25 protein-coding genes and 2 tRNA genes are annotated in these 23,893 nt (G+C 32.1%); 15 read left to right on the forward strand and 12 right to left on the reverse strand.

Features of this window, described 5'->3' with window-relative positions:
• The first annotated feature begins 323 nt into the window (after positions 1 to 323).
• From porC to QZU75_RS09920, 7 genes are read left to right on the forward strand one after another with little or no spacing between them, the layout of a single operon-like run.
• The gene (gene porC / locus QZU75_RS09890; protein ID WP_296883409.1) at positions 324 to 845 is read left to right on the forward strand and encodes a pyruvate synthase subunit PorC; all 522 of its coding nucleotides are present in this window, start codon (positions 324 to 326) and stop codon (positions 843 to 845) included.
• Between the two features lie 12 nt (positions 846 to 857).
• A complete protein-coding gene (porD, locus tag QZU75_RS09895) occupies positions 858 to 1,100 on the forward strand; it encodes a pyruvate synthase subunit PorD (protein WP_296883410.1) in 243 nt (80 codons plus the stop codon).
• Positions 1,101 to 1,113: 13 nt separating this feature from the next.
• Complete coding sequence (gene porA, locus QZU75_RS09900) at positions 1,114 to 2,262, forward strand: pyruvate synthase subunit PorA (RefSeq protein ID WP_296883412.1); 1,149 nt, start codon at positions 1,114 to 1,116, stop codon at positions 2,260 to 2,262.
• Between the two features lie 2 nt (positions 2,263 to 2,264).
• Positions 2,265 to 3,134, forward strand: coding sequence for a pyruvate synthase subunit PorB (gene porB, locus QZU75_RS09905; RefSeq protein ID WP_296883414.1), 870 nt, complete (start codon positions 2,265 to 2,267; stop codon positions 3,132 to 3,134).
• A gap of 9 nt (positions 3,135 to 3,143) precedes the next feature.
• The gene (locus tag QZU75_RS09910) at positions 3,144 to 3,644 is read left to right on the forward strand and encodes a 4Fe-4S dicluster domain-containing protein (RefSeq protein ID WP_296883416.1); all 501 of its coding nucleotides are present in this window, start codon (positions 3,144 to 3,146) and stop codon (positions 3,642 to 3,644) included.
• Between the two features lie 7 nt (positions 3,645 to 3,651).
• Positions 3,652 to 3,891 (forward strand): 4Fe-4S binding protein, encoded by a 240-nt coding sequence (locus QZU75_RS09915; protein ID WP_296883418.1) that lies wholly within the window; start codon positions 3,652 to 3,654, stop codon positions 3,889 to 3,891.
• Positions 3,892 to 3,940: 49 nt separating this feature from the next.
• The gene (locus tag QZU75_RS09920) at positions 3,941 to 4,783 is read left to right on the forward strand and encodes a fumarate hydratase (RefSeq protein ID WP_296883420.1); all 843 of its coding nucleotides are present in this window, start codon (positions 3,941 to 3,943) and stop codon (positions 4,781 to 4,783) included.
• A gap of 11 nt (positions 4,784 to 4,794) precedes the next feature.
• On the opposite strand, the gene QZU75_RS09925 is transcribed toward QZU75_RS09920, so the two are convergent.
• From QZU75_RS09925 to QZU75_RS09945, 5 genes are all read right to left on the reverse strand, one after another.
• Positions 4,795 to 5,679, reverse strand: a complete 885-nt coding sequence (locus tag QZU75_RS09925) for a PhoU domain-containing protein (protein WP_296883422.1) — start codon at positions 5,677 to 5,679, stop codon at positions 4,795 to 4,797.
• A 7-nt stretch (positions 5,680 to 5,686) separates the two neighbouring features.
• Positions 5,687 to 6,577 (reverse strand): hypothetical protein, encoded by an 891-nt coding sequence (locus tag QZU75_RS09930; RefSeq protein WP_296883423.1) that lies wholly within the window; start codon positions 6,575 to 6,577, stop codon positions 5,687 to 5,689.
• Positions 6,578 to 6,682: 105 nt separating this feature from the next.
• A tRNA-Thr gene (locus tag QZU75_RS09935) sits at positions 6,683 to 6,755 on the reverse strand.
• Between the two features lie 29 nt (positions 6,756 to 6,784).
• Positions 6,785 to 6,867, reverse strand: a tRNA-Leu gene (locus tag QZU75_RS09940).
• 57 nt (positions 6,868 to 6,924) lie between these two features.
• A complete protein-coding gene (locus QZU75_RS09945; protein ID WP_296883425.1) occupies positions 6,925 to 7,278 on the reverse strand; it encodes a hypothetical protein in 354 nt (117 codons plus the stop codon).
• A gap of 147 nt (positions 7,279 to 7,425) precedes the next feature.
• Here QZU75_RS09945 and QZU75_RS09950 point away from each other — a divergent pair, with 147 nt between their 5' ends.
• The 7 genes from QZU75_RS09950 to QZU75_RS09980 all read left to right on the forward strand — a co-directional run bounded on the left by QZU75_RS09950 (position 7,426) and on the right by QZU75_RS09980 (position 12,656).
• Positions 7,426 to 7,593 carry a 4Fe-4S binding protein gene (locus tag QZU75_RS09950; RefSeq protein WP_296883426.1) on the forward strand — a complete coding sequence of 56 codons (168 nt, stop codon included), beginning with the start codon at positions 7,426 to 7,428 and terminating at the stop codon, positions 7,591 to 7,593.
• An 8-nt stretch (positions 7,594 to 7,601) separates the two neighbouring features.
• Positions 7,602 to 8,369, forward strand: a complete 768-nt coding sequence (locus tag QZU75_RS09955; RefSeq protein WP_296883427.1) for an adhesin — start codon at positions 7,602 to 7,604, stop codon at positions 8,367 to 8,369.
• 12 nt (positions 8,370 to 8,381) lie between these two features.
• Positions 8,382 to 9,662 carry an oligosaccharide repeat unit polymerase family protein gene (locus tag QZU75_RS09960; protein WP_296883429.1) on the forward strand — a complete coding sequence of 427 codons (1,281 nt, stop codon included), beginning with the start codon at positions 8,382 to 8,384 and terminating at the stop codon, positions 9,660 to 9,662.
• 259 nt (positions 9,663 to 9,921) lie between these two features.
• Positions 9,922 to 10,566, forward strand: coding sequence for a cobalt transporter CbiM (gene cbiM, locus QZU75_RS09965; RefSeq protein ID WP_296883448.1), 645 nt, complete (start codon positions 9,922 to 9,924; stop codon positions 10,564 to 10,566).
• Positions 10,559 to 10,864, forward strand: a complete 306-nt coding sequence (locus QZU75_RS09970) for a PDGLE domain-containing protein (RefSeq protein ID WP_296883449.1) — start codon at positions 10,559 to 10,561, stop codon at positions 10,862 to 10,864. The genes cbiM and QZU75_RS09970 overlap by 8 nt, the downstream gene beginning before the upstream one ends.
• A gap of 112 nt (positions 10,865 to 10,976) precedes the next feature.
• Positions 10,977 to 11,807: a cobalt ECF transporter T component CbiQ gene (gene cbiQ / locus QZU75_RS09975; protein WP_296883451.1), complete on the forward strand. Its 831-nt coding sequence runs from the start codon at positions 10,977 to 10,979 to the stop codon at positions 11,805 to 11,807.
• 9 nt (positions 11,808 to 11,816) lie between these two features.
• Positions 11,817 to 12,656, forward strand: a complete 840-nt coding sequence (locus tag QZU75_RS09980; RefSeq protein WP_296883452.1) for an ATP-binding cassette domain-containing protein — start codon at positions 11,817 to 11,819, stop codon at positions 12,654 to 12,656.
• Here QZU75_RS09980 and QZU75_RS09985 read toward each other — a convergent pair.
• The 3 genes from QZU75_RS09985 to feoB all read right to left on the reverse strand — a co-directional run bounded on the left by QZU75_RS09985 (position 12,653) and on the right by feoB (position 15,293).
• Positions 12,653 to 12,853, reverse strand: coding sequence for a hypothetical protein (locus QZU75_RS09985; protein WP_296883453.1), 201 nt, complete (start codon positions 12,851 to 12,853; stop codon positions 12,653 to 12,655). The genes QZU75_RS09980 and QZU75_RS09985 overlap by 4 nt on opposite strands.
• 52 nt (positions 12,854 to 12,905) lie before the next feature.
• On the reverse strand, positions 12,906 to 13,136 hold the full coding sequence (locus tag QZU75_RS09990; protein WP_363139648.1) for a FeoA family protein: 231 nt from the start codon (positions 13,134 to 13,136) through the stop codon (positions 12,906 to 12,908).
• Between the two features lie 135 nt (positions 13,137 to 13,271).
• Positions 13,272 to 15,293 carry a ferrous iron transport protein B gene (gene feoB, locus QZU75_RS09995; RefSeq protein ID WP_296883456.1) on the reverse strand — a complete coding sequence of 674 codons (2,022 nt, stop codon included), beginning with the start codon at positions 15,291 to 15,293 and terminating at the stop codon, positions 13,272 to 13,274.
• 201 nt (positions 15,294 to 15,494) lie between these two features.
• On the opposite strand from feoB, the gene QZU75_RS10000 reads away from it, so the two are divergent.
• Positions 15,495 to 16,508, forward strand: a complete 1,014-nt coding sequence (locus QZU75_RS10000) for a lipopolysaccharide assembly protein LapB (protein WP_296883458.1) — start codon at positions 15,495 to 15,497, stop codon at positions 16,506 to 16,508.
• A 516-nt stretch (positions 16,509 to 17,024) separates the two neighbouring features.
• Here QZU75_RS10000 and QZU75_RS10005 read toward each other — a convergent pair.
• The 4 genes from QZU75_RS10005 to QZU75_RS10020 form a co-directional block, all read right to left on the reverse strand.
• Positions 17,025 to 18,752 carry an MATE family efflux transporter gene (locus QZU75_RS10005; RefSeq protein WP_296883460.1) on the reverse strand — a complete coding sequence of 576 codons (1,728 nt, stop codon included), beginning with the start codon at positions 18,750 to 18,752 and terminating at the stop codon, positions 17,025 to 17,027.
• A 30-nt stretch (positions 18,753 to 18,782) separates the two neighbouring features.
• Complete coding sequence (locus QZU75_RS10010) at positions 18,783 to 20,480, reverse strand: ATP-grasp domain-containing protein (protein ID WP_296883461.1); 1,698 nt, start codon at positions 20,478 to 20,480, stop codon at positions 18,783 to 18,785.
• Between the two features lie 617 nt (positions 20,481 to 21,097).
• Positions 21,098 to 23,368, reverse strand: a complete 2,271-nt coding sequence (locus QZU75_RS10015) for an ABC transporter permease (protein ID WP_296883463.1) — start codon at positions 23,366 to 23,368, stop codon at positions 21,098 to 21,100.
• 17 nt (positions 23,369 to 23,385) lie between these two features.
• Positions 23,386 to 23,562 carry a hypothetical protein gene (locus tag QZU75_RS10020; RefSeq protein ID WP_296883464.1) on the reverse strand — a complete coding sequence of 59 codons (177 nt, stop codon included), beginning with the start codon at positions 23,560 to 23,562 and terminating at the stop codon, positions 23,386 to 23,388.
• Between the last annotated feature and the right edge of the window lie 331 nt (positions 23,563 to 23,893).

A 23,893-nucleotide genomic window follows, 5' to 3' on the forward strand; every position in this document is an offset into this window, starting at 1 on the left:
TAATTAATCGTAGAATTAGAATAAATAAAGCAATAATCAGCAGAAAAATAAAAAAATCGTACTAAAAAAATAGAAAAAAATCTTAGCTTGACAGCATTGAAAAATAATAGTTTCTTAAAAATAATTAGTATATCTAAAAACCTATTAAAATTGAATAAGAAAAGAATAAAAATGTTAACTCTATTATTCAAATAATAAACAAAAAACAAATGATTAAAGCAATTAAATTTAAACAAAATTATCCAAAATTAAAATCTAACATAAAATTTATATATTTTGTAAATTATAATGATTATACATGATAAATATATGGAGGAGAATTAATGATTGAAATTCGTTTTCATGGTAGAGGCGGACAAGGTTCTGTAACCGCTGCTGAAATTTTAGCAAAAGCGGCTTTTAAAGATGGAAAATATGTCCAAGCTTTCCCATTCTTTGGAGTTGAACGTAGAGGAGCTCCAGTCATGGCTTTCACAAGAATTGATGACAAGCCAATTGAAATGAGATACCAAATATATAACCCCGACTATGTATTAGTCCTAGATGATGGATTATTAAACGTAGTAGACGTATTTTCTGGAATTAAAGACAACACTGAAGTTATTATAAATACTTTAGACTTCAAAGGTAGTGGTGAACACGCAGTCCACAGTATTGATGCGACTGGTATTGCTCTTGACATGTTAGGACGTAATATTGTAAACACAATTATCTTAGGATATTTTGCTAAAAAGACCGGAGTAGTAAGTATTGATTCACTTATTGAAGTAATCAAAGAAACCTTCCCAGGAAAAATCGGAGAGTTAAATGCGGAAGCAACAAAAAAAGCTTACGAAATAGGATAGATGGTGAGTATAATGGTAAGTATAGGATGTGTAATTAAAACACCAGGAAATACTAAAAATAATAAAACTGGAAGTTGGAGAACTTTCAAACCAATTTTAGATAAAGAAAAATGTATTGATTGTGATAATTGTATTTTATTCTGCCCAGATTCCTGCGTAAACAAACAACACGATATTGATTACGATTACTGTAAAGGATGTGGAATTTGTGCATATGAATGTCCATCAGATGCAATCGAAATGGTAAAAGAATAAAGAGAGTGATTAGATGGTAAAAGAAGTAATGACCTCAAATAAAGCAGTTGCAGAAGCTGTAAGATTAGCTAAACCACAAGTTATTCCAGTTTATCCGATTACTCCACAAACAACAATCTCCGAATATTTAGCACAGTATGTTGCTGATGAAAAAATTGATGCTAAATATGTCAAAGTAGAATCAGAACACAGTGCAATAAGTGCTGCTGTTGGAGCAAGTGGAGCTGGAGTAAGAGTATTTACAGCAACATCTTCACAAGGATTAATGTTAATGCACGAAATTTTATTTGCAGCAGCAGGTATGAGAACTCCATTCGTTTTAGCTGATGCAAACAGAGCAATTTCTGCACCATTAAATATCTGGAACGACCAACAAGATTCCATTGCACAAAGAGATGCAGGATGGTTACAAATTTATGTTGAAAATGCACAGGAAGCATTGGATACAACATTAATGGCTTATAAAGTTTCAGAAAATCCTGATATTTTACTTCCATCAATGGTATGTTTAGATGGATTTATTTTAACCCATACAGTTGAACCTGTTGAAATCCCAGAACAAGAAAGCGTTGACAGATTTTTACCTCCATATGTTCCGGAGCACGCATTTCTTGATCCGAAACAACCAATGTCAATAGGTAACTTCGCTGACCCTGAATATTATATGGAAGCAAGACATGATATGGAAGTTGCAATGACTAAATCACTGGATGTAATCCAACAAACCTGTGATGAATTTGCTGAAATCTTTGGAAGAAAATATGGTCTTGTAGAACCATACAAAACAGAAGATGCTGAAATCATATATGTCGCTATGGGATCAATTTGTAGTAGTATAAGAGTTATTGTTGACCAATTAAGAGAAAAAGGCGAAAAAGTAGGTTTACTTAAAATCAGAGCCTACAGACCATTCCCAGTTGAAGCAATTAATGAAGTTGTTAAAGACTGCGATAAAATAGCTGTTGTTGATAAAAACTTCTCCTTTGGTATTGGCGGAGCTCTTTATGCAGACATGAAAGTTAAAATCGATAAAGAAATTTATGGATTCATTACTGGTTTAGGTGGAAGAGACATAACTCCTGAATCATTAATTGAAATTTATGAAAAAACTAAAAATGTGCCTGAAAACGATGTCACATGGATTGGACTTAAGGAGGAATGAATATGGTAGACATACCTGATAAAAATTTATTAGCACCTGGACACAGAGGATGTGCTGGTTGTGGAGCATCTATTGCAGTTAAATTAGCATTAAATGCATTAGGTGAAAATACCGTAGCTATTTCCGCTACCGGTTGTCTTGAAGTAATGACCACACCATATCCAGAGACTGCATGGGAAATTCCATTCATTCACGTAGCATTTGAAAACTCTGGTGCTGTTGCATCCGGTGTAGAAAGTGCATTAAGAATTCAAGGAAAAGACGATGTTAATGTAGTTGCTTTCGGTGGTGACGGAGGAACTGTAGATATCGGTTTACAATCCCTTTCCGGAGCTATGGAAAGAGGGCACAATATGCTTTACATCTGTTATGATAACGAAGCATACATGAATACAGGTATTCAAAGAAGTGGAGCAACACCATTCGGTGCAACAACAACTACTTCACCAATGGGAAGTGCAAGTTTCGGTGAAGACAAACCTAAGAAAAACATGCCAATGATTATGGCAGCACATGGAATACCTTATGTTGCTACTGCATCAATTGCATACCCTGAAGATTACGTTAAAAAAGTCAAAAAAGCTGCAGAAACTAAAGGAGCAGCATATATCCACTTACAACAACCATGTACTACAGGTTGGGGATATCCTTCTGAAAAAACTATCGAAATGGGCAGATTAGCTGTAGAAACTGGATCTTGGATTTTATATGAAATCGAAAATGGTAAATTTGATATTACTTACAGACCAGAAGAAAGAAAACCTGTTAAAGAATATCTAGCACCACAAAAAAGATTCAGACATTTAGATGATGAGCTCATTGAAAAAATCCAAAAATATGTCGATGCAGAGTGTGAAGAGTTAGGTTTATAAGGTGGTACAATGGAAAAAATTTCTGTAAATAGTAATTTATGTGACGGATGTATGAATTGTGAAAACATGTGTGCATCAGTTCATAAAGCTAGTAGAATAAAAATCATAGAATATCATTCTTCTTTTTATTCCATTGTATGTCAACACTGTGAAAATGCACCATGTATAACAATCTGTCCAACAGAAGCTATTAGCGATGAAGGAGTCGATACTAAAAAATGTATCGGCTGCGGATTATGTGTAATGGCATGTCCATTTGGTGCAATGACCTTTGAAGCAAATATTGCTGAGAAATGTGACCTCTGTGCAGATAGAGAAGAAGGACCTGCATGTATCAAAGCCTGTACTAAAAGAGCTATTAGCATTCTGGATCCTGCTAAAGTCAAATCTAAAAATCAAGAAAAATTCTTGGCTAAAATGGCAGGATTATACGAACCTAATACCAAGAAAAGCGGCTTTGTCCATGTAATTACAAGTCAAGCACGAGCAAGACTTGTATTAGACGAATAATAAAATTATGTTTAAATCAGGAAATTGTACAACATGTACAACCTGTGGAAGTTGTCAACAAACACCAAATGTTGACACTCCAATCTTATTTTGTATGCATTGTAAACCATCAGAAGCACCATGCCTATTAATTTGTAAAGAAAATGCAATTGAAGTTTTGGGAGGAGCCATCACAATCAATGGTGAAAAATGTACCCGATGCAGAGATTGCGTTGAAGTTTGCCCTATTCAAATAATTAATATTTAAATATTTCAAAAATCAAAATAACATTAATTAATTTTTAAAGGGATTTATTTTGATTACTAAAGATGTTATTACAGATACTGTTTATGAACTTTACAAACAAGCAGCCATAGTTCTTGGCGAAGATGTTAAAAAATCACTTGAAGATGCTCTTAAAATAGAGGAACATGACCTTGCAATATTAAATATTGAAGCTATATTGAAAAATATTGAACTTGCAAAAGAAAAAGGAATTCCGATGTGTCAAGATACAGGTCTGCCCGTGGTTTTTGTTAAGTTAGGTAATGTTGAAGTGGAAAATTTACGTGAAGGAATTGAAGACGGAATCAGAAAAGCTACAAAAGAAATTCCAATTAGACCAAATATCGTAGATCCGATTACCCGTGAAAATACCAATGTCAATGTTGGAGATTACATCCCACCAATTGATATTGAACTTATTGATGAAGATTACTTAGAAATTACAATATTGCCTAAAGGATTCGGTTCTGAAAACAACAATGCCTTAAAGATGGCACTTCCTGCTGAAGGAATAGAAGGAATCAAAGAATTTGTTGTAGAGTCTGTCCTTAAGGCCAAAGGAAAACCATGCCCTCCAACTGTTGTAGGCGTTGGAATTGGCGGAACATCTGACTTATGTTTAAAATTGGGTAAAAAAGCACTGCTTGGAAAAATTGGTGAGAGAAACCCTGATCCTGTTCTTGGAAAACTTGAAGAAGAAATATTATCTGAAATCAATGCTTCTGGAATAGGTCCTATGGGACTTGGTGGAAAAACAACAGCATTAGATGTAAAAATATTAAAAGCACATACTCATACTGCAGGCCTTCCTGTTGGTGTTTGTATCCAATGTTGGGCAGACAGGCATGCTACAACAAAAATATATGACAAATAAAAAAAAAATAGTTATCTGAATGACCTTGGAGTTGTCGGTCTTGGAATGTTATCATGGAACTCAACGGCAACATCCATCATTTCAACAGAAATATCTCCTATTCTTTCAAAGGCCTTGATAACTCTAAACAAATATATGAAATAGTTTGACCGTTCTTTTTCATCAAAAGAATTTTCAGCCATCTGTGTTGCAATCAGATTAATGGATTTGGATTGAAGAATATGAATGGAATCTTCCAATTCCATCAAATCATCTTTAAGTTCAGTTTCACCCTCAATAAATGCTTTCATAGCTAAACGAATCATTCTTTGAGCAGTTTTATACATCTTTTTTAATTTTCTCAAGACATTATCATCAATTTTATAAACATCATTTATTACAAATTTTGCAATATGGCCGCAGTAATCTCCAATACGCTCCAAATCATATGCAATCTCATTATACAACATTGATTTGGCAAATTCTGAATGTTTATCTATACTTACAATGGTTTCAACTGAAGTTCTGATTTTTTCCACAAGGTTATTTGTAGTGTAATCCATTTCCAAAGCTTTTTTAGCTTCCTCTTCATCATAATCCAAAATAGACTGAAATGACGCTTCAAGCTGAGAGTGGACATGATTTGCCATATTTGCCAGCATATCATTTATTAAAACATTACCTGCAGCATTGGTTGGACTTGAGTAGACTTCAATAGACTGTGTTAACTTTTCATAAGTTTTTAAATCAATCATATAAGCCCTTTTTACAGTTCCATCTTTAATCAAAGGCTGTATTAACTGAGTAACATATCTGCGAGATATTCCCAATTTCTCAGCAATTTCATCCTGAGTGGAAGGATTTTCATATAAAATTAAATCCAATATCTGTTTTAATGTTTCATCACGTTTACTCATATTACCACTATTTTTTATAATCATCTAACAAATCATTGGATTCGAAATGAATATCACCTGATGACCTGTTGATACCTTTACGAGGTTTATAATTATCAACAGGTTTATTTTCTCGAATATTCCCTCTAAATTTAACATCAGAATGTTGTTGATGGTCATTTCTAAATTTTTGAACCTTTTTTGGATATTCTTTTCTAACATTCTGGCCTGTACGAATAAGATCTTCTTTTTTATGATGAATACTCTCTTGAACATTATTATAAACAGGCCTTTTTTCAGAACGGCTTGTAATAATTTTAGCTTCATTCTCTGAATTAGTTGACAAATATAAAATCCTAACTATAACAAATGTGATTAATAAAAATGCAATAATAGCTATAGGCAAATCAAAATAGCTGAAAATAGGATTATATAACTCAGTAATAGAAAGTCCTGAATCAACAAATCCGCGAGCTAAAAATATCAAACCTACAATGATTAAAATTATACCATGTTCTTTTTTTACAAATTCTGGTTTTAGCACCCACGGATATGCACTGATAAACAGCAACGCTATTCCTAAAATCCTATATAAATTATTATCTGCTAAATTCTGAATGGACATATAGAAATTAACAAACCCATGTGGTAAAAATCCCATTTCTGCTAATAAAGCGAAAATTAATAATAATTGAATTAAAGCAATAACCGCCAGAGGGAACACATATGCAAGTTCCCATTCAAAATCTGATTTGAAATTTGCATTTGATACAGGGTTTTCAAGTGCTTCGGAAAGCATGTTATACAGAACAGATGAAATTACTGAACCAATAACAGTACCTGCAACTCCTAAAATAGAGGTTAGAATCGCAACAAATGCTGAAATACAACCTACTAAAATAAGTTTTTTATAATTCATAATTTTCACCTTATATTTTTTATCACTATATTATTTAGAAAAATGTATAATTTAAAGTTTTTGAATTGGTAAAAAAATAAGACTTTAAAAATTTTAAAAAAACAGAGCTTTAGGGGGGATTCGAACCCCCGACTTCCACCTTACCAAGGTGGCGCTCTACCGGCTGAGCCACTAAAGCAGTATCGAGAAAAAGTAAATATAAAATAGTGCAAGGGAAGGGATTCGAACCCTCGAAGGCCTATACCAGAGGATCTTAAGTCCTCCCCCTTTGGCCGCTCGGGCACCCTTGCATACAATATTGATATTGAACCCTATAGTATATAAACATTACGGTCAACATGTGAAATTTATACCAATCCATGATTAAATGAAAATAACCATAATGAAACAGATGACAAAATTAAAATCACAATGACCCAAATTACGATAAAAAGTTTTTTAGAATCTGATTCTCCCTTAATGAAGTATTTTTCACCTTTTTTATCGCTTGATCTTTCACGAGTATTTTTATAGTAATCATCATTTCTCAAATAATTATAAAACATCCTTGTAATAAAATAAAATATTACAAACATTACCATCCCAATTATAGGAATTAATCCACCATTAAAAAACATCACGGAAACAGATGAATATAAAAGACCTAAAAAAACAAATAATAATGCTGATAAAATTATTGAAATAGTTTTGTTAAATATCATTCATACACCTTTATACTAAAATATATAGTCAAACTTATATTAAAAGTTTAGGAAAGCCTAATAAATTCTTTTCTAAAAAACTATATAAATCTTAAAATAATTATATTTAATTATATTTCTTTTAAAAAAAATAAAATGGTGTATTAATTGAAAATTGATATGGAAGAATGTGGAGTCTGTGAAGATTGTATAGATGTATGTATGGAAGAAGCTATTTCAAGGAAAGCTTACACCATAATTATTGACCCTAACAAATGCGATAACTGTGGTGAATGTGTAGATGTTTGCCCCGTTGGAGCAATTTACGAAGATTAGTGATTATTATGAAGATAAAATTCACATTAATTGATTACCTCATAATCATTTTGGTAATTTGTGCGGTCATTTTTGCATTTATACATATTACAACCGACGACTCATCAAAAATTCAAAAAACTGCTTTTGATGCATCAACAATAAACAAACTATCTGAAACTTACTTGAATTATTATAAGGACGGAAAGGTAGTTAAATCTACTATCGACGGATACAATGCCACAAACGGTGAAAAAATCACAATAAACGGTACCGTGAAATGGGTAGATGAAGGTTCTGCCGTTAAAGTCTTAATAGAATCGGACAATAAAAATTATCTAGCAGGATTATACAAAAATGCCCCTAATGCAGACATACACATAGATAAGATATCTATTGAGACCGACGGAAGGGTTTATGACAATTTAACTGAATTTAAAATAAAACCTCAAAACATTACATCCTTAAACGATTTGAGAAAAAACATAACCAACAATAATTATGATATTTCAACAACAGTTGCTCTGGATTCATGGGACAACGCAAAAATGCAGGAACTTGAAAATACCCTTGAAATTCACAGCAAAAGATTTGCAATCAAACCTACAAACAATGAAATTGAAAATCAAATGGTTATTACAAAGGCAGATAAACAAACACTAGATGACGGAAATGCAATTTTGGGAAGTTTGAATGGAATAACTGATGGACTTACCATTAGAATTTATAATTGCAGCAATGCCGATTTGGAAAACATTAAAAATAACTATGAAGTTATAAATATTCGAAACTTTTAAGTTGTGAAATATATGAGTGTAATCTATTCCACATTAACTTCACTGATAAATAGAATAAGTGATGAATTTCACAAATCATTTTTATTTACTACAATATTTACCATTTTAGAGTTTATTGAAAATCAGTGGGTTAACAGCTTTTTTAAAAAGTTGTACCCCAGTGAAAACTTTTTAAACTTTTTAAACAAACATCAAATTCTTAAAAAACATATTTTTAATCCATTGATAGTGCTTTTTATCTTTGCAATATTCTTGCTTCTGGCACTTAACTCCGTTTCAAATAGTCTGGCAATAACTCTTATGCTGGCATTTGCGGGATATATCATAGGATCTGCAATAATCCCAAGATACTTTTTAAATGACAATCTTGAAAACATACTTCAGTTTAAAGAAAGAGACATGTATTCACTCGGATTTTGTTTAATATTAATCAGTGTCGTGTTTTTCTTCATAAGTGTTGCTTCAGTTGGAGGAATCCCACTTTTAAAGCCATCAATCAGATATTTATTAAAGCCCGTACTTACAATGCCTGTGTTTTTAATAATACCTGGAACATGTCTTGTTGCAAGTGCATATCTGAAGGAATTCCAAGATGGAAAAATCACCCGCTCACAGGCAAGATTCAGATTCATTTTATTGCTCGCAATTGACTGTGCATTTTTATTGCTTCTAGGTTATAGGACACCACTACTTGCAGCATTTCTCATCATAATTATCATAGGTTTCTATGGAAATATCGTTTCTCTTTGGGAAGTTGTTGTTGGAGCACTGATTGGTGTAGGTGCAATAATTGGAATTGGTTATTTTCGTTCACTTGGCGAGCTGACAATAACATCATCAACCAGTCCGATTTATACTCTGCAATCAAGAGCGGATTTTACCCTTCATGTGCTGAACTTACTTGATTTTATCGGAGGAAACTTCGGCCTAACTCATGGACATATGCTTGCAAGTTCAATTCCGGGAAGCGATTTAGGGCCTAGAATGATGGTCGGCAAACTCATTGCATGGAGAACCGAAGTAACAGTTACCCCAACGTTAATAGGTCAGATGGTAGTTGACTTCGGCAAAGTAGGAGTATTTGTGGAAATGGGCATTTTGGGATTCATTTTAGGAATCGGATTTAAACTGATGCAGATAACCAAAAATTTCTTCTATATTGGAATTTACTCACTGATTTTAACATATACAATTTTAGGCGTTGAAACCGGAATTTTAGACATCCAAGTTTTAGTATACTTTGCAATAGCTATTTTTATTTATTTAACAAACATCATAAAAACAAGAAATTAGACTCATTTTGACCTAAGTAGTAATACAATAAATTAAAAATAATACTAATTAGTATTACTTTAATAACCTTTATATACTTAAATTAAAGTAAAATATTAAATATCAAGCAACATAACGGATTTAAATAACATTATAATTTATAAAAGTCCAAATAAACTTGATATTACTAAAAACAACAAAAAATAATACTTATTAGTAATACTTGATATTTAAATAACAATGAAAAAAGTATTACTTTTAAATAAATGGAGGAATTAATTTGCATATACCTGACGGATTTATACCTATTGCACAATGTCTAGTATACTATGTGATATTAATCGTTGCATTATACTTCTCTGTGAAATGGGCAAGATCCAATTTAGATGAAAAACATATACCTCTCCTAGCAGTTCTTGCTGCAGGTATTTTTGCAATCATGTCCATGAACATGCCGATTCCATTCGGTACCAGCGGACACATGGTTGGAGGAGCTTTAGTAGCTATTGTATTTTTAGCTCCGGAAGCTGCAGTATTAGTATTTACTGTGGTTTTACTCATCCAAGCATTAATATTTGGAGACGGAGGAATTACTGCTTTAGGAGCAAACGTACTTAACATGGCAATCATTGGAGGAAGTGTTGGATTATACACCTTCAAAGGATTGAAAGGATTTATTGGAAACTACGCTGCAGCAGGTGTGGGAGCATGGCTTGCAACCGTAATTGCTGCATTAGCATGTGCTATTGAAATGGGTATTGCAGGAACATTCCCAATGAACATTGGTATCCCATCAATGGTATTATACCACTTCTTTATTGGAATAATCGAAGCAGTGTTAACTGTAATTGTTCTTGTAGCATTAGATAAATTTAGACCAGATTTACTAGCATGGAATGATGAAGGAGATGCGCAAAATGGATAAAAGAGATAAAACATTAATCGCAGTTGCAGCCATAATCTGCATTATAATCTGTGTCCTTTCACCATACATTGCATCTGGTGACCCCGACGGATTAGAAAAATCAGCTGAAGACTCCGGTCTTGAAGAAGATTTCGCAGTTGAAGAAATCAATGGTATTCCTGAGGCGGCGCTCCCTGATTATGCATTTGCAAGTGATCCTGAAAACCAACCGTTACAAATCGTGGCTCTGATAATAGGAGTATTTGTAACACTTGCTGTAGGATACGGAGTTGCATATGCTGTTAAACGTAGAAATTAAATTTTAATTTCTATATTTTTTCTTTTTTTTAAAAGTAATTGAAAATTATTAAAATAAACATAACACAATAATAATATATTACAAATTTTTAATATTAATGTAGTGAATAATAATGGTTGACATAACACAATTAATGAGATTTGATGATTTGGCATCAAAAAAAAGTCCCATACATAATCTGGAAGGACGCATAAAATTAATTTCCACTGTTTTTATCATATTAGTATGTGTTATCTCAAAGGAACTTTTTATCCCGATAATTCTGGAAATAATGTTATTGATTATACTTAAAATAGCTACATTATCATGTTGGGATTCTGCTAAAAGATTGCTGATGCTGCTTCCTTTTGGCGGAGCTATTATAATTTTTCAACCGTTTATTCAACCGGGCAATATAATCTGGAGCTATTCCTGGTTACATGTTACTGACGTGGGACTTAATTGGGCGATTTTGCTGTTAGCCCGTATGATTGTATCCTTAACAGCAATCATCATTTATTCATCAACAACCCCCCTGCAGGAAATGGCAAGCTCTTTTAGAAAATTAAAAATGCCAAGGGATTTGGCAATGATACTTTCAATCATGGTAAGGTTTTTATTTTTATTTGTCGATGAACTTGCAGCAATCAGAAAAAGCCAGAAATCCAGGAATTTCAATATCCACTCCAACAATACTCCTTACAAATGGAGAGTAAAGCAGGTCGGGTATACAATAGGAATGATGTTTTTAAAATCATATGAACAGGGGGAGCGAGTCCACAAAAGTATGGTGAGTCGTGGATTTTCAGATGCTTCCGAAATGTTTGATGAAAAGAAATCTCCTGAAAAAAGTGATTATCTATACCTGATTTCAATAATTGTTATAGTTATAATACTTGAAATCATCATATTCAAATACTCCGGACAATTAGGTTATATCGGAGAAAATCTAGCAATTAATTAGGTGGCAAATATGGAACATATTCATTTAGAAACAAAAAATTTGACTTATACATATCCTGACGGAACTCAGGCTTTAAAGAATGTTAATATCCAAATTAAGAAAGGGGAAAAGATAGCTATTATGGGACCGAACGGCGCCGGTAAATCAACACTGTTTTCCCACTTTAACGGTTTAACCGAGCCTACATCAGGACATGTTGAAGTAGATGGTGAAAAGATTGTTTTTGAACGAAATGAACTGCTTAAAGTAAGACAAAAAGTAGGTATCGTGTTCCAAGATCCAAATGATCAGTTATTTGCACCGACCGTTAAGGAAGATGTTGCTTTTGGACCAATGAATTTAGGTCTTGAATATGATGAAGTTAATGCCAGAATCACCGAAGCGCTTGAATTAGTAGGAATGAGCGGCTTTGAAGAAAAAACACCACACCACCTAAGCGGAGGTCAGCAAAAAAGAGTTGCTATTGCAGGCATTATAGCAATGAGACCAGAAATAATGATACTTGATGAACCTACTGCAGGACTTGATCCGGAAGGGGTTGACAAAGTACTGGATATTTTAAATGACCTTAACAAGGAGGGAATAAGCATTGTAATTTCTTCTCACGACATTGAAATGGTCAATCAGTTTGCTGATAAAATCTTTGTTTTATACAACGGAGAAATCATATCTGAAGGAGACAAGCACCAGATATTTTCTGATAAAGAATTATTAAAAAAAGCACACCTGAAAGCACCTGTTACAACAGAAATACTATACAAATTAAAAGAAAATGGACTTGACGTTGATACTGAAAAAATCAGTATTGATGAAACTGTTGAGGAAATTTTAAAGGTAAAAAAAGTTTAGTCTGCTGATTTTCTCTTTCTGAATTTATCTTTAAGCTTTTTGATAAATTCAAATTCTTCTTCAAATTCAGGATGGTTTCCAAAACCGCAGTTCGGACAATGTACCTGATGACAGTTATCATGTTTCCCACAGCTAGTGCACCCTCGATTTTCCAGTTGATTTTCATCAAATTCAAAACCGCACATCCTACAAATCATAATAATGCACGCATAAAATTAGTTTTAAAAAAAAATAGAAAAAAATTGAAGATTATTTCACTTCAATATTTGCAGCTTCTTCCTTACGAAGGCAAACGTCATAACCTTTTACATTCATTTCAATCGGATCACCTAAAGTTGCTACTTTTTTAATTTTGATTTTAGCACCTTTAACAAAACCCATACTTAATAAATGTCTCCTTAACTCAACATCACCCTCTTCAAGGAATTTCACCATAGTTACTGTTTCACCAGGTTTTACATCTTTTAATGTTTTCATAATACTCCCCAATAACAATTATTAAAACAATTTTTAGGTACACTTAATTTTATAAAAACTACTATATAAATATTTTAGTCATGACTAAAAATTTATAAAAAATAGATGAATTTGGATTTTGAAAGACAAAACTGCAATCTATCCAAATCCTGCAAGCAAACCTAAATTGTAAATTAAAAATGCAACAATATAAGCTGTTATCAATGTAATTGCAGTCATAACTACAGGCCATTTCCAACTGTTTGACTCCTGTCTGATTACACCAACAGTAGCAAAACAAGGAACATACAATAAACAGAACGCCATGAATGCATATCCGGACAACGGTGTGAAAAGGTCATTAATAACAGAAATGGTTCCTGTTTCATCATCATCTTCAAAACCTCCAAGAGTTGAAAATGTGGATACAACAAGTTCTTTTGCAACCAAACCTGTAAGCAGAGCAATAGCTGCCTGCCAAGTACCAAAACCTAAAGGAGCGAAAATTGGAGCAATTGCAGTACCTATCATACCTAAATAACTGCTTTCCAATCCATAAGTAGCTTCTCCCCCCGGCAAGTAACACAATATCCAAATAACAATGGAAGCAACAAGAATGATAGTACCTGCTTTTCTAAGGAATCCTTTAGTTTTCTCCCAAGTATGCATCAACACTCCTCTGAGGGACGGAATCTTATATGTTGGAAGTTCCATAACAAATGGAGAGGACATTCCCTTAAACATTGTCCTTTTAAGAACAGCTGCAACAAGAAGTGCCAAAAAGATACCCAACAAATAAATTGACAATAGAATTATGCTCTGATTATTTGTAAAGAATGCTGCAACAAAAAGAGAATAAATAGGCAGTCGTGCACTACATGACATGAATGGTATGAGCATCATTGCAAGCAAACGGTCTGATTCATTTTCCATAGTTCTTGTTGCCATAATTGCTGGTACTCCACATCCAAATCCTAAAATCATAGGAATAAATGCCTTTCCATGAAGACCAACCACAACATGCATAAGTTTATCCAATGTAAAAGCTGCTCTTGCCAAATATCCACTATCTTCCAAAATACTTAAAAACAGGAACATAATAACAATTTGCGGTAAAAATACAATTACACCACCTACACCACAAATGATACCCCTATTGAGCAATGAAGCAAGAATCTCATTTCCAACATGATCTCCGACATACTGACCCAACATTGCAAATCCATAATCTAAAAACTCACAAAAAGGGGCAGAAATTGTAAATGTCAAATGGAACAGTAAGAACATTACTCCAAAAAATATGAATGGAGCTAAAATTCTGTTGGTAACAATTTTATCTATCTTATCAGTAGGGGTTTCTTTTTCAACAGCTGGCCTTTTAACAGCTTCAGCCATCAAACCATCAATATAAGCATATCTTGCATTTGCAATAACTTCTTCAGCACTTTCATTGAAAATGGATTGAAGATGGCCAGCAATCTTGTCCAGTTCAGTCATTATTATAGAGCTTTGAGGAGATTTTTTAACCTTATCAATGACAATATGATCCCTTTCCAATAGTTTAATTGCAGTCCAAATTGAAGGAACATCCAATAAATCAGGATCTTTTTCAATTAAAACCTTCAAATCTCCCAAGTGTTCTCTTAATTCATCACCATAAGCTAATTTTAAACTGGAATCGATAGGATTATCTGCCTGCTTTTCTATAGTCTGCAGCAATTCTTCAAAACCATCCCCATTTTTAGCGTTGATTTCAATAACCGGAAACCCTAAAAGTTCGCTCATCAAGTCCATATCAATAATATGTCCTCTTTTTTTAGCAAAATCATTCATATTAACTGCAATAACTAAGTTTGCACCTAATTCCATCATTTGAACTGTTAAATATAAATTACGTTCCAAATTAGCGGCATCAACTACATTAACGATAACATCAGAATCATCATCCACAATGAAATCCCTGGAAACGATTTCTTCCATAGAATGAGCACTTAATGCATAATTTCCAGGCAAATCAACCAATTCATAGTCAAAACCATCATGTGAAAAGTGACCAACCGCCCTTTCAACAGTTTTTCCAGGCCAATTACCTACATGTTGGTGCATTCCAGTTAATTTGTTAAAAACAGAAGTTTTACCCACATTAGGATTTCCTGCCAATCCCACAATTAATTTAGTCATTAATACTCTCCATTATTTAAATAATATAATAATATCTCCCTCTCCTGAAAATATTATTAATCCCCCAAAAAAATTTCAGTTTAAAGATGAAAACCATAAATTAGGTCAACCTAAACATATATTTATTATAAATTCCATATTATATAAACATTTAGCCATTGCCACGAAGAGACTAGAAATTCTAAAAAATAGGTTGATATGATGAGTGATGCAGTCGAACAAGCTAAAGAATATATTAAAAATGAAGAATATGAACAAGCATTAAAATTAGCTAGAAAAAGACATGGAAAAGATGATATCGACGATTACATTAACATCCTAGATTTATTAATTGAGTCCGATTATATTTTAGCACTTGAAGAAAAAGGACTATATTACCAATATTATGATGAAAACCATGACAATGGAGATTATGGGGAAAAATATTTTGATGCATATCTTGAAAAACAACCCAAGTCAGTAAATGTAATTTGTGATAAGGCATTATCAAGATTCAATAAAGGCCATGTAGATGAATCAATTGAATATATGGATAAAGCTTATGACAAGTACAAATCATATTCCAGAATAGAAAAACCTAGAATAAGCAAAAATGAAGTATTAATGGGTAAAATTGAGCTGTTAATACAAGCAAAAAAATACGATGAAGCATTAGTCAACCTAAATAACTATGAAAACATAACCAACGGCAATGAAAGATCAGATTTATACAAAGGAATAGCACTTCAAAAAACCGGAAAAAATAAAGAAGCCATTGAATATTTGGACAAATCCCTTCAAAGTGAAGACACCATCATGGCTTTAAATGCAAAGGGCGATGCATTATATGAAATTAAAGAATACAAAGAAGCTTTAAAAGCATATGATCTCTGTATACAAAAAGAAAAAAATATTAAAGATGAAGATTTGGAATTAATTACAAATTTTAATTATAAAGCTGCTTATTGTTGCATTAATCTTGGAAACGATTCAGAAGCCATTAAATATCTGAATAAAACCATCAGCTTTTTAAATGAAAAAGGCAGACTTCCAAATGATATTGAAAAAATCTACCAGAAATGTTCTTTTGAAAAAGAAAGAATCATGAAAACAGGAGAAGTTGAAGATAAAGAATTTAGAAAAACCAAATTTTTATCAGCGAAAACTGCAATTACACTCCTGATTATAATTATAATTTTATATATCATACTGAGATTATTAGGATATGGAAATTAACTCCAAAATGAGTAATTTACTTTAGATTTTTAGGCAAGTAAAAAAAATATCAAAACATTTAAATAGTATTTATAATATATGTTATAACAATTGTTATAGAAATAAATGTTAAAATTTAGGCATACCTAAAAATATAGAAACATTTATATACTATGACAACAAACTTTAATACAAGTGACATAAATTTAGGCACGCCTAAATTTTCACTTAAACAAAACATATTATTAGTCAATAATAATACAATCTCCAAAATAAATATTTAAATATTAAATTAGTTTCTCACAATTCCTAATTTAATATTCGGGAAAATATCTGCCACATAATTCCCAAAATACAAGTCGGTGTTTATTAACTCTCCTCTAACAATAAACACCTTTTATCTCTTTTTAAAATTATTTTATAATTTATCCTGTATTTTTACCAATAACATTTTCTATATGCCCAAGTCCATAATATTAAAAAAAAAGATAATTTTAAGTAATATCTTATTTTTTTGTTAGTAAAATATAATCACCACTACTTTTTAATGGTAATGACAGTATTGTTTAAGCCTAATATCTGTGAATATTCAATGTTATCGGAAATGTTTATTAGATTATCAATATGTTTTGAATTTAACTCATTGTCTGTTTCTGGATTGTATCCAATACCAGAATGCTTTATGGAAATAATTGTAGACTTATCATTGTCCCTGACAATCACATCAATCCAATCTAATTTATCATTTATATCCAAAATATAAATAAGAAGTTCTTTCATGGCCAAACTAACGAATTCGGCTGTTTTTTCATCATTCAGGAAATCATGAACCTGTTTAGACAAATATACGGCATCATTTTCATTGGCATGAATAGTATATTCAAGCATCTTCTCGTTTTCATCATGACGTTTTTTTAGGAAAAAACCTGAGTATTCACCATGGGTCTTTTTATTCAAATATACCGAGTATAGGTAAATAACGAGAAGTGTAGCAATTTCAGAGACTACAAATGCAAACCATATTCCGTTTTCTTTCCAGATGATGGAAAATAGGAATACAAATATTACAGGAAATATCAACCCATTCAACAGTGTGAGGATATTTGCCAATCTCATGTTCTGTATGGACTGAATGTAGAATATGTATAAAAAATTTATTGAATATGCTAAAAGACATAATGAGAATATTCTAACGGCATTCATCACTGAAGGAATATGTGAAGGATCGCTTACGGAGAATATGACCAATATTGTCTCTGGGAACAGTGTAAACAGTGCTGTGAAAAATATTCCAAAAGCAACAACGATTTTTAATGACTTTCTTGCAACATACTCAACACCATTGTAATCCCTTTCTTGGAAATAAACAGTTACGATAGGCAAAAGTGATTGTGCAGTACCAAAAATGAATATGCTCACCAACAATGCTGTATTGCAACACATGTTGAATGCAACCAAACCCACATTTGCTATTACTGAGATGATTATGAAATTGATAATAGCTAGCTTTATTGCTTGATACAGAGCTATTGAAGATGATGGAAATCCAGTCTTGCATATGTCAACAATGTATTTCATTGATTTGTCAAATTCAATCTTAATCAATTTCAGTGTCCGTTTGGAGTTAAAGAAATAAGTGCAGAGGTAAACTGTTGCGAGGAGATATCCGAACACCATGCCCAATGCAGCACCGCCAATTCCCATATTAAAATATTGTATAAATACAATATCAAATATCACATTTAATAAATTGGCTGCAAGAAACGCCCTGAACTGCAATTGGACAAAATCATCGATTTTAGCAAAGTAGGCTAAAACAATGAAAAAACAGATGAATGGTATTGCCAGAAGATAATATTTAAAGTATTCAAAGACCAATGGCTTTAACTGAGTGGAATTGCATAATATCTGAAGGAAACCATCCGGAAACAGCAGACCTAATACCATAATCAATACTGAGATTGCTATTATGCTAATAAGTGAAATGGTAAATATATAATTGGCCGTTTTATCATTAAAATTTGCTTTTTCACTTGTGGCAAGTATGGTGCCTCCAAATCCAATCAGCCAGTAAACCATATTGATAAATTGCACTAATGGTTCCATACTTTGAATGACTGACAGGTTCATCGGACCTAACAGGGCACTGATTATAAATGCATCGGCTAGAATTGCAAAATTGCCCGCTATTGCAGCAAGCAACGTTGGAAAGAACAATTCTTTAAATTTTGAATTCAGTAGGCTATATCTTCTTTCATATGACATTTTAGTCACTGTTCCTTTTTTTAAGAGAAATCATGTTCCTTTTGAGGCGATTATAATATCATTAATGTAATATGGTGGAAGTTCTATATTATAATCTAAAACTTTTATCAATGCTTCGATACCTTTTCGTCCGCTTGACATAAACTGATATGTATTTTTCGGAACGAAAAGGTATCCTCCGCTTTTAACCTTTAAAAATGCACTCAAGATAATTTTTACCTTTTCAGCTTCATTTTTATCTATAAGGCTCTTGTTGAGATTTATGATTATATAATCAAAGTTGCCTTTTAAATCTTTGATTTTTTCCCAGTTAATTTGGTAAATGTCAACATCATCAGCAAATTGGTCAGTAACAAAAAGTCCAGTACCATGGCTTTCAATTTTCTTAATCATGGGCTTAATTTCATTTAAATAAGTTTTATCATCTTTTAATTTTGGATATGTAGCATCATCACTTAGAATTAATGAAAATGCATTTCTTTCAACCGCCCTCAAAAAGTTCAAGTCATGGTCAACATTGGCTTTGTTTTCATTAACCAAAAAGACATATCCTGCAGCAGTATTTAAATCTTCAGTTTTTTGGAATAACATGTCATGATAAGTTGTATTTATCAGGCTGCTTCCATAGAATGCCTTTAACTTTTTTTTAATGTTAACTATAGGGGATGAGCGAACAATCATGTTTTTAGGAGTGATAAAGAATTTCAATGTACCGTGAGCATATAATTTGTATCTCTTATACATTTGATCATAGAAGCATTTTGGTTTTAAGTAGCAATCAAGAATGCTATCTGTTTCATGTTGGCCAGAAATTTTGTCTAGGAAATCTGCAGGCATGCCTCCTCCACATGGGCGGCAATTGACTTCAATTAAAACAGGACCTTTTTCATCAATCATATATTCGCCATGAACTGGCCCGTATTGAATTTCCAATGCATCTGCAACTTTATAGGCATATTCCACCATTTCTGCTTCACCAAGACTCAAGTCATTTACAGTTTCACAAGAATCATAGACAATGGCGCCTTCTGATGTTTTGACTTTGTTGTATTTCCAGACCAAAGTGACACGATGAATGCCTTTATGGCTTACAGTATTTACAATGTACTCTGTACCGTTTATTCTCTCTTGAATTAAAAGTTCAGCTATTTCGTCCCCATAATAATTGACATTGTCAAATAATTGGTTGATTGAATTAATCATTTCATTTCTATTTTCACAAATTCGCACACTCGCTGAACCTGCACTGTATGTAGGTTTTATAACAACTTCATTTAGGTTTTCACTGTCATAAAATTCCAATGCCTCATCTAAACTATGAACAACTTTTCCTTTTATTGAACGAAGCCCCCTTTCAGCCAGTCTGTTGTGCATCTCATTTTTCAATGTCATTGCATCAAGGTTTTCAATTGAATTGCCTAAAAGGCCTAATTCATGAGTCAATTTTGCTGCTAAAACAACTCCCCGTTCATTACCCGGAACAATCAAAAGAGGATCGAATTTCCGCACTTCTTCTAGAGTTTCCTCGAAGGTGTCTTTTTCATAAATCATGTCAAATTCATAAGGAATCAACTTATATTCCTCTTTGACATGTTCTCCAAATTTCTTTCCATCTTCAGTATCCGCATCTTTTAAATTCAACACAACAGGGTTATAACCTCTGTTGATTATGTCTCCTATAAAATTTTTTCCAGTTGATATGCACTCAACAACTATAATATTTCTCATAATATCCCCTTTTATTTTTTATACTATAATCATTGTTTTTCAGGTTTTTAATTAAATTTCAAATTATAAATGTTTTAAATTCTGAAAGGATTATTTCATTATGTCTTCCAGCATTAAAATAACTTTTTTAAGTAAAATTTTCAAAATATGGAGTTCATTACTACTTAAATATTTTAACAAATCAAATTCACTTTTACAATCAACTTCTTAAGCATTTTAAATTTGTTAAATCTCCTGTTAAATAGTGAAACATTCATTTTTCGGCTAGGGAATCCATATGAACACTCCCTATTATTTTCATTATATTATATAATTTGATTTTTATATTAAAAATATTTTTAAAATAATTATTTTTGAACATGAAATTTATTAAATTTCAAAATGATAATGATAATACTGAAAATTAAATAAAAATATTTAATTAAGTAGTTAACAATAATACAATCTCCAAAATAAATATTTAAACTATAAATTAGTTTCTCAAATTCCTAATTTAATATTTGAAAATCTGTCACATAATTCCCAAACAAATCTGGCATTTATGACTCCTCAAAAAATAAACTACTCATTTTTTAAATTTCTAAAATTAAAACATGACAATATATTTTAAAGACAGTTTATTCACTATCCTTCAGTGCTTCAACCATATCCAGCTTCCTGATTTTATTTGAAAACATTAAGTTTACAAGTATTGACAAGGCAAATGTAATAGCGCCAGACAATAAAAGATTTGTAATCGTTAATGAAGGGATTACATAAAATGAAGTTTCGGAAGATGTCCACATTGCGCCTAGTAAATAAAAACCTAAAGGCACACCTAATATAAATCCTATGGCCGTAAATATTAGGTTTTGTGTTAATAGGAGTCTTCTTAAGTAACTGCTTTTAAATCCAAGAACCTTAAGTGTTGCAATTTCCCTTTCAATTTCTGTAAATGACAGCAATCCTAAATTATACAAAACAATAATAGCTAAAACACAAGCAAAGAATGATAATATGTAAATGAATAGCCACATGGTTTGGCTAATTTCATCCCAACTTCTTTCAATATCATCATGAGTAGTAGTTGTTTTAAAGCCGTCATATGTTTTATTCACCTGTTCAGAAGTTAAGATACTAGTCGGAGTGTAATTCAAACCCAATTCCTCCAATTTATATGGAGACATAATGAAACCTTGTGAAAATGGATCTGCATGAATTTTATCAATTTTTGTATCGACCCATTTATCTGACCCCATGATATGCCATTTAACAGTATCACCAATGCTTAAATTTAACATATCTGCCATTTTTTGCGAAATTGAAACTTCATTATTCCTTATTTCTATTTTATTTTTATCCTTATCAGTTGGCGTTATTAAATCCGTGCCATTTAAAACTATAAGAGATCCCAATTTTTTCGTGTTGTCAGATTCGATTTCAATACTTTCCTCCATTATTTTATCTCCACCAACATCTCTGACAGCAGCATTGATTTGTGATACTGATGTGTTGTCATCGATTATTAATTTTGACTCATAATGATTAATTTGGCCATATTCCCAATTTTTTACATCAGCCAAACCATCATATAATCCAAATGCACCAATTAAAAGTGCAGAACAACCCATAACCCCAATAACAGCCATAACACTTCTCAATCTATTTCTTTTAGCATCCCTATAATTCCAACGGAAATTAAATGATAATCTTTTCCAAATCTTTAATCTTTCAAAGAATCCTGAAGTTGATACTTTAGGTACTTTAGACTTGATGGACTCGGAAGGTTTTTCATTTGAAATGCTTGAAACGGCACGATGTGAAACTACAAGTGCAAATATGACTATTAAAACTACAAAAAATACAAATTTCATATCTCCAGCAGGACCCCAAAATGGCAAATCATATGATCTAATCATTGACGGATAGAATATTAGAGGCAATATCATCGGCCCTAAAATCAAACCCAAAGCAGAACCCGCTAAAACTAACCAGAACCCATATGAAATATAATGCAAAGCTAAGGTAATGTTTTTAAATCCAATAGCTTTTAATGTACCAATTTGCATTCTTTGATGTGTAATTATCCTTGTCATTGAAGTCAAAAGGATTAACATAGATACCACAATGAATACAACGGGGAAAATATCAGCCATCATTTTGTGTTTAGCAATTTCCTCTGAAAACTGATGAACACTTGGGTGGTCAGACTGCGGAACAAATGTGCTGTAATACCCCTTTAAACGATAATCCAACAATTTGGAATATGTATCTGGTGACCCATCAAATTTAACGTTTAAAACATTGTATGGAACTGAATTTTCTGGAAATGCTTTATAAGACATGTAAGCAAAGCCAATTTTGCTGTGATCAGGCACCAGTGAATAAGATGACGAATGATAAACATATTCCGGCGAATATCCTAATCCTTTAATTTCTTTGTCAATTGTGCGTCCTTCACATTCAAATCGAATGCGATCTCCAATTTTTAATCCTTTGGCATCTGCAAAACTTTTATCAAGCCATACTCCATCACTGTCATTAATATTCAATGGTTTACCATCCAATAAATAGAATTTAGACAGAGTATTGTTTTCAACAAAGTGCAGCGTAATTTCGGGGTCATTTTCAAAATCCGCTACCGAGTCAACAACTAATTGCCTTTCCATTTGAGTAGTTGCACCTAAAAGATCTACTTGAGCTAAAAACAAATCATTAATATAATATGAATAAATCCAACCATCAGCCATATTGGTTTCTTCATAATAATCGTTTATAGTGACTTCAAGACCAATATATTCACCACCTATACCTGTAAAAACAAAAACTCCTAAAAATGCCATTAAAAAAATAGATATGAATTGGGCTTTGTGTTTAAGTATGTCTCTTAGCATCTTTTTTCCAAGCATTTACTCACCATTATAAATCACTGGCATTTTGGATTCTCATTATTACAATATTTCCAATCGACCATTTTAATTCTAATCAGGTCATCTGCAGCTTCTTTTAGGATTTCATCGTGAATAACAATACTTGCTGTTGTAATTAATATTTCTGTTGGTTCAACATATGCGCATAGGAAGTTGAATACTTGTATTTTCATTTGATCAGCAATGAATAAAGAATTAAACAGTTTAAAAGTGTTGGTTCATCCAAAGTATGGAAATCCTAGCAAATTTTATATTAATCAATTGAAGTTCACATTAACCATTGCTTTTAAAATATAATTTTGAATTTATATATTTGTTTAGATTTTGAAATTCAAAAATCATATAGATTCAAATTCTTATGAATATACTATGTAGGTCATCATATATTAAAATATAAACATTTAATGGGACTGTCAAAATGTTAGCTCTTGATTTCTTTTTTCAACCCATCCATTTTTTTGAAGCATAATTTGATTAAATACTCCTTCCATTGTTCTGAATTTC

This window comes from uncultured Methanobrevibacter sp., from assembly GCF_902764455.1.
Lineage (GTDB): Archaea > Methanobacteriota > Methanobacteria > Methanobacteriales > Methanobacteriaceae > Methanocatella.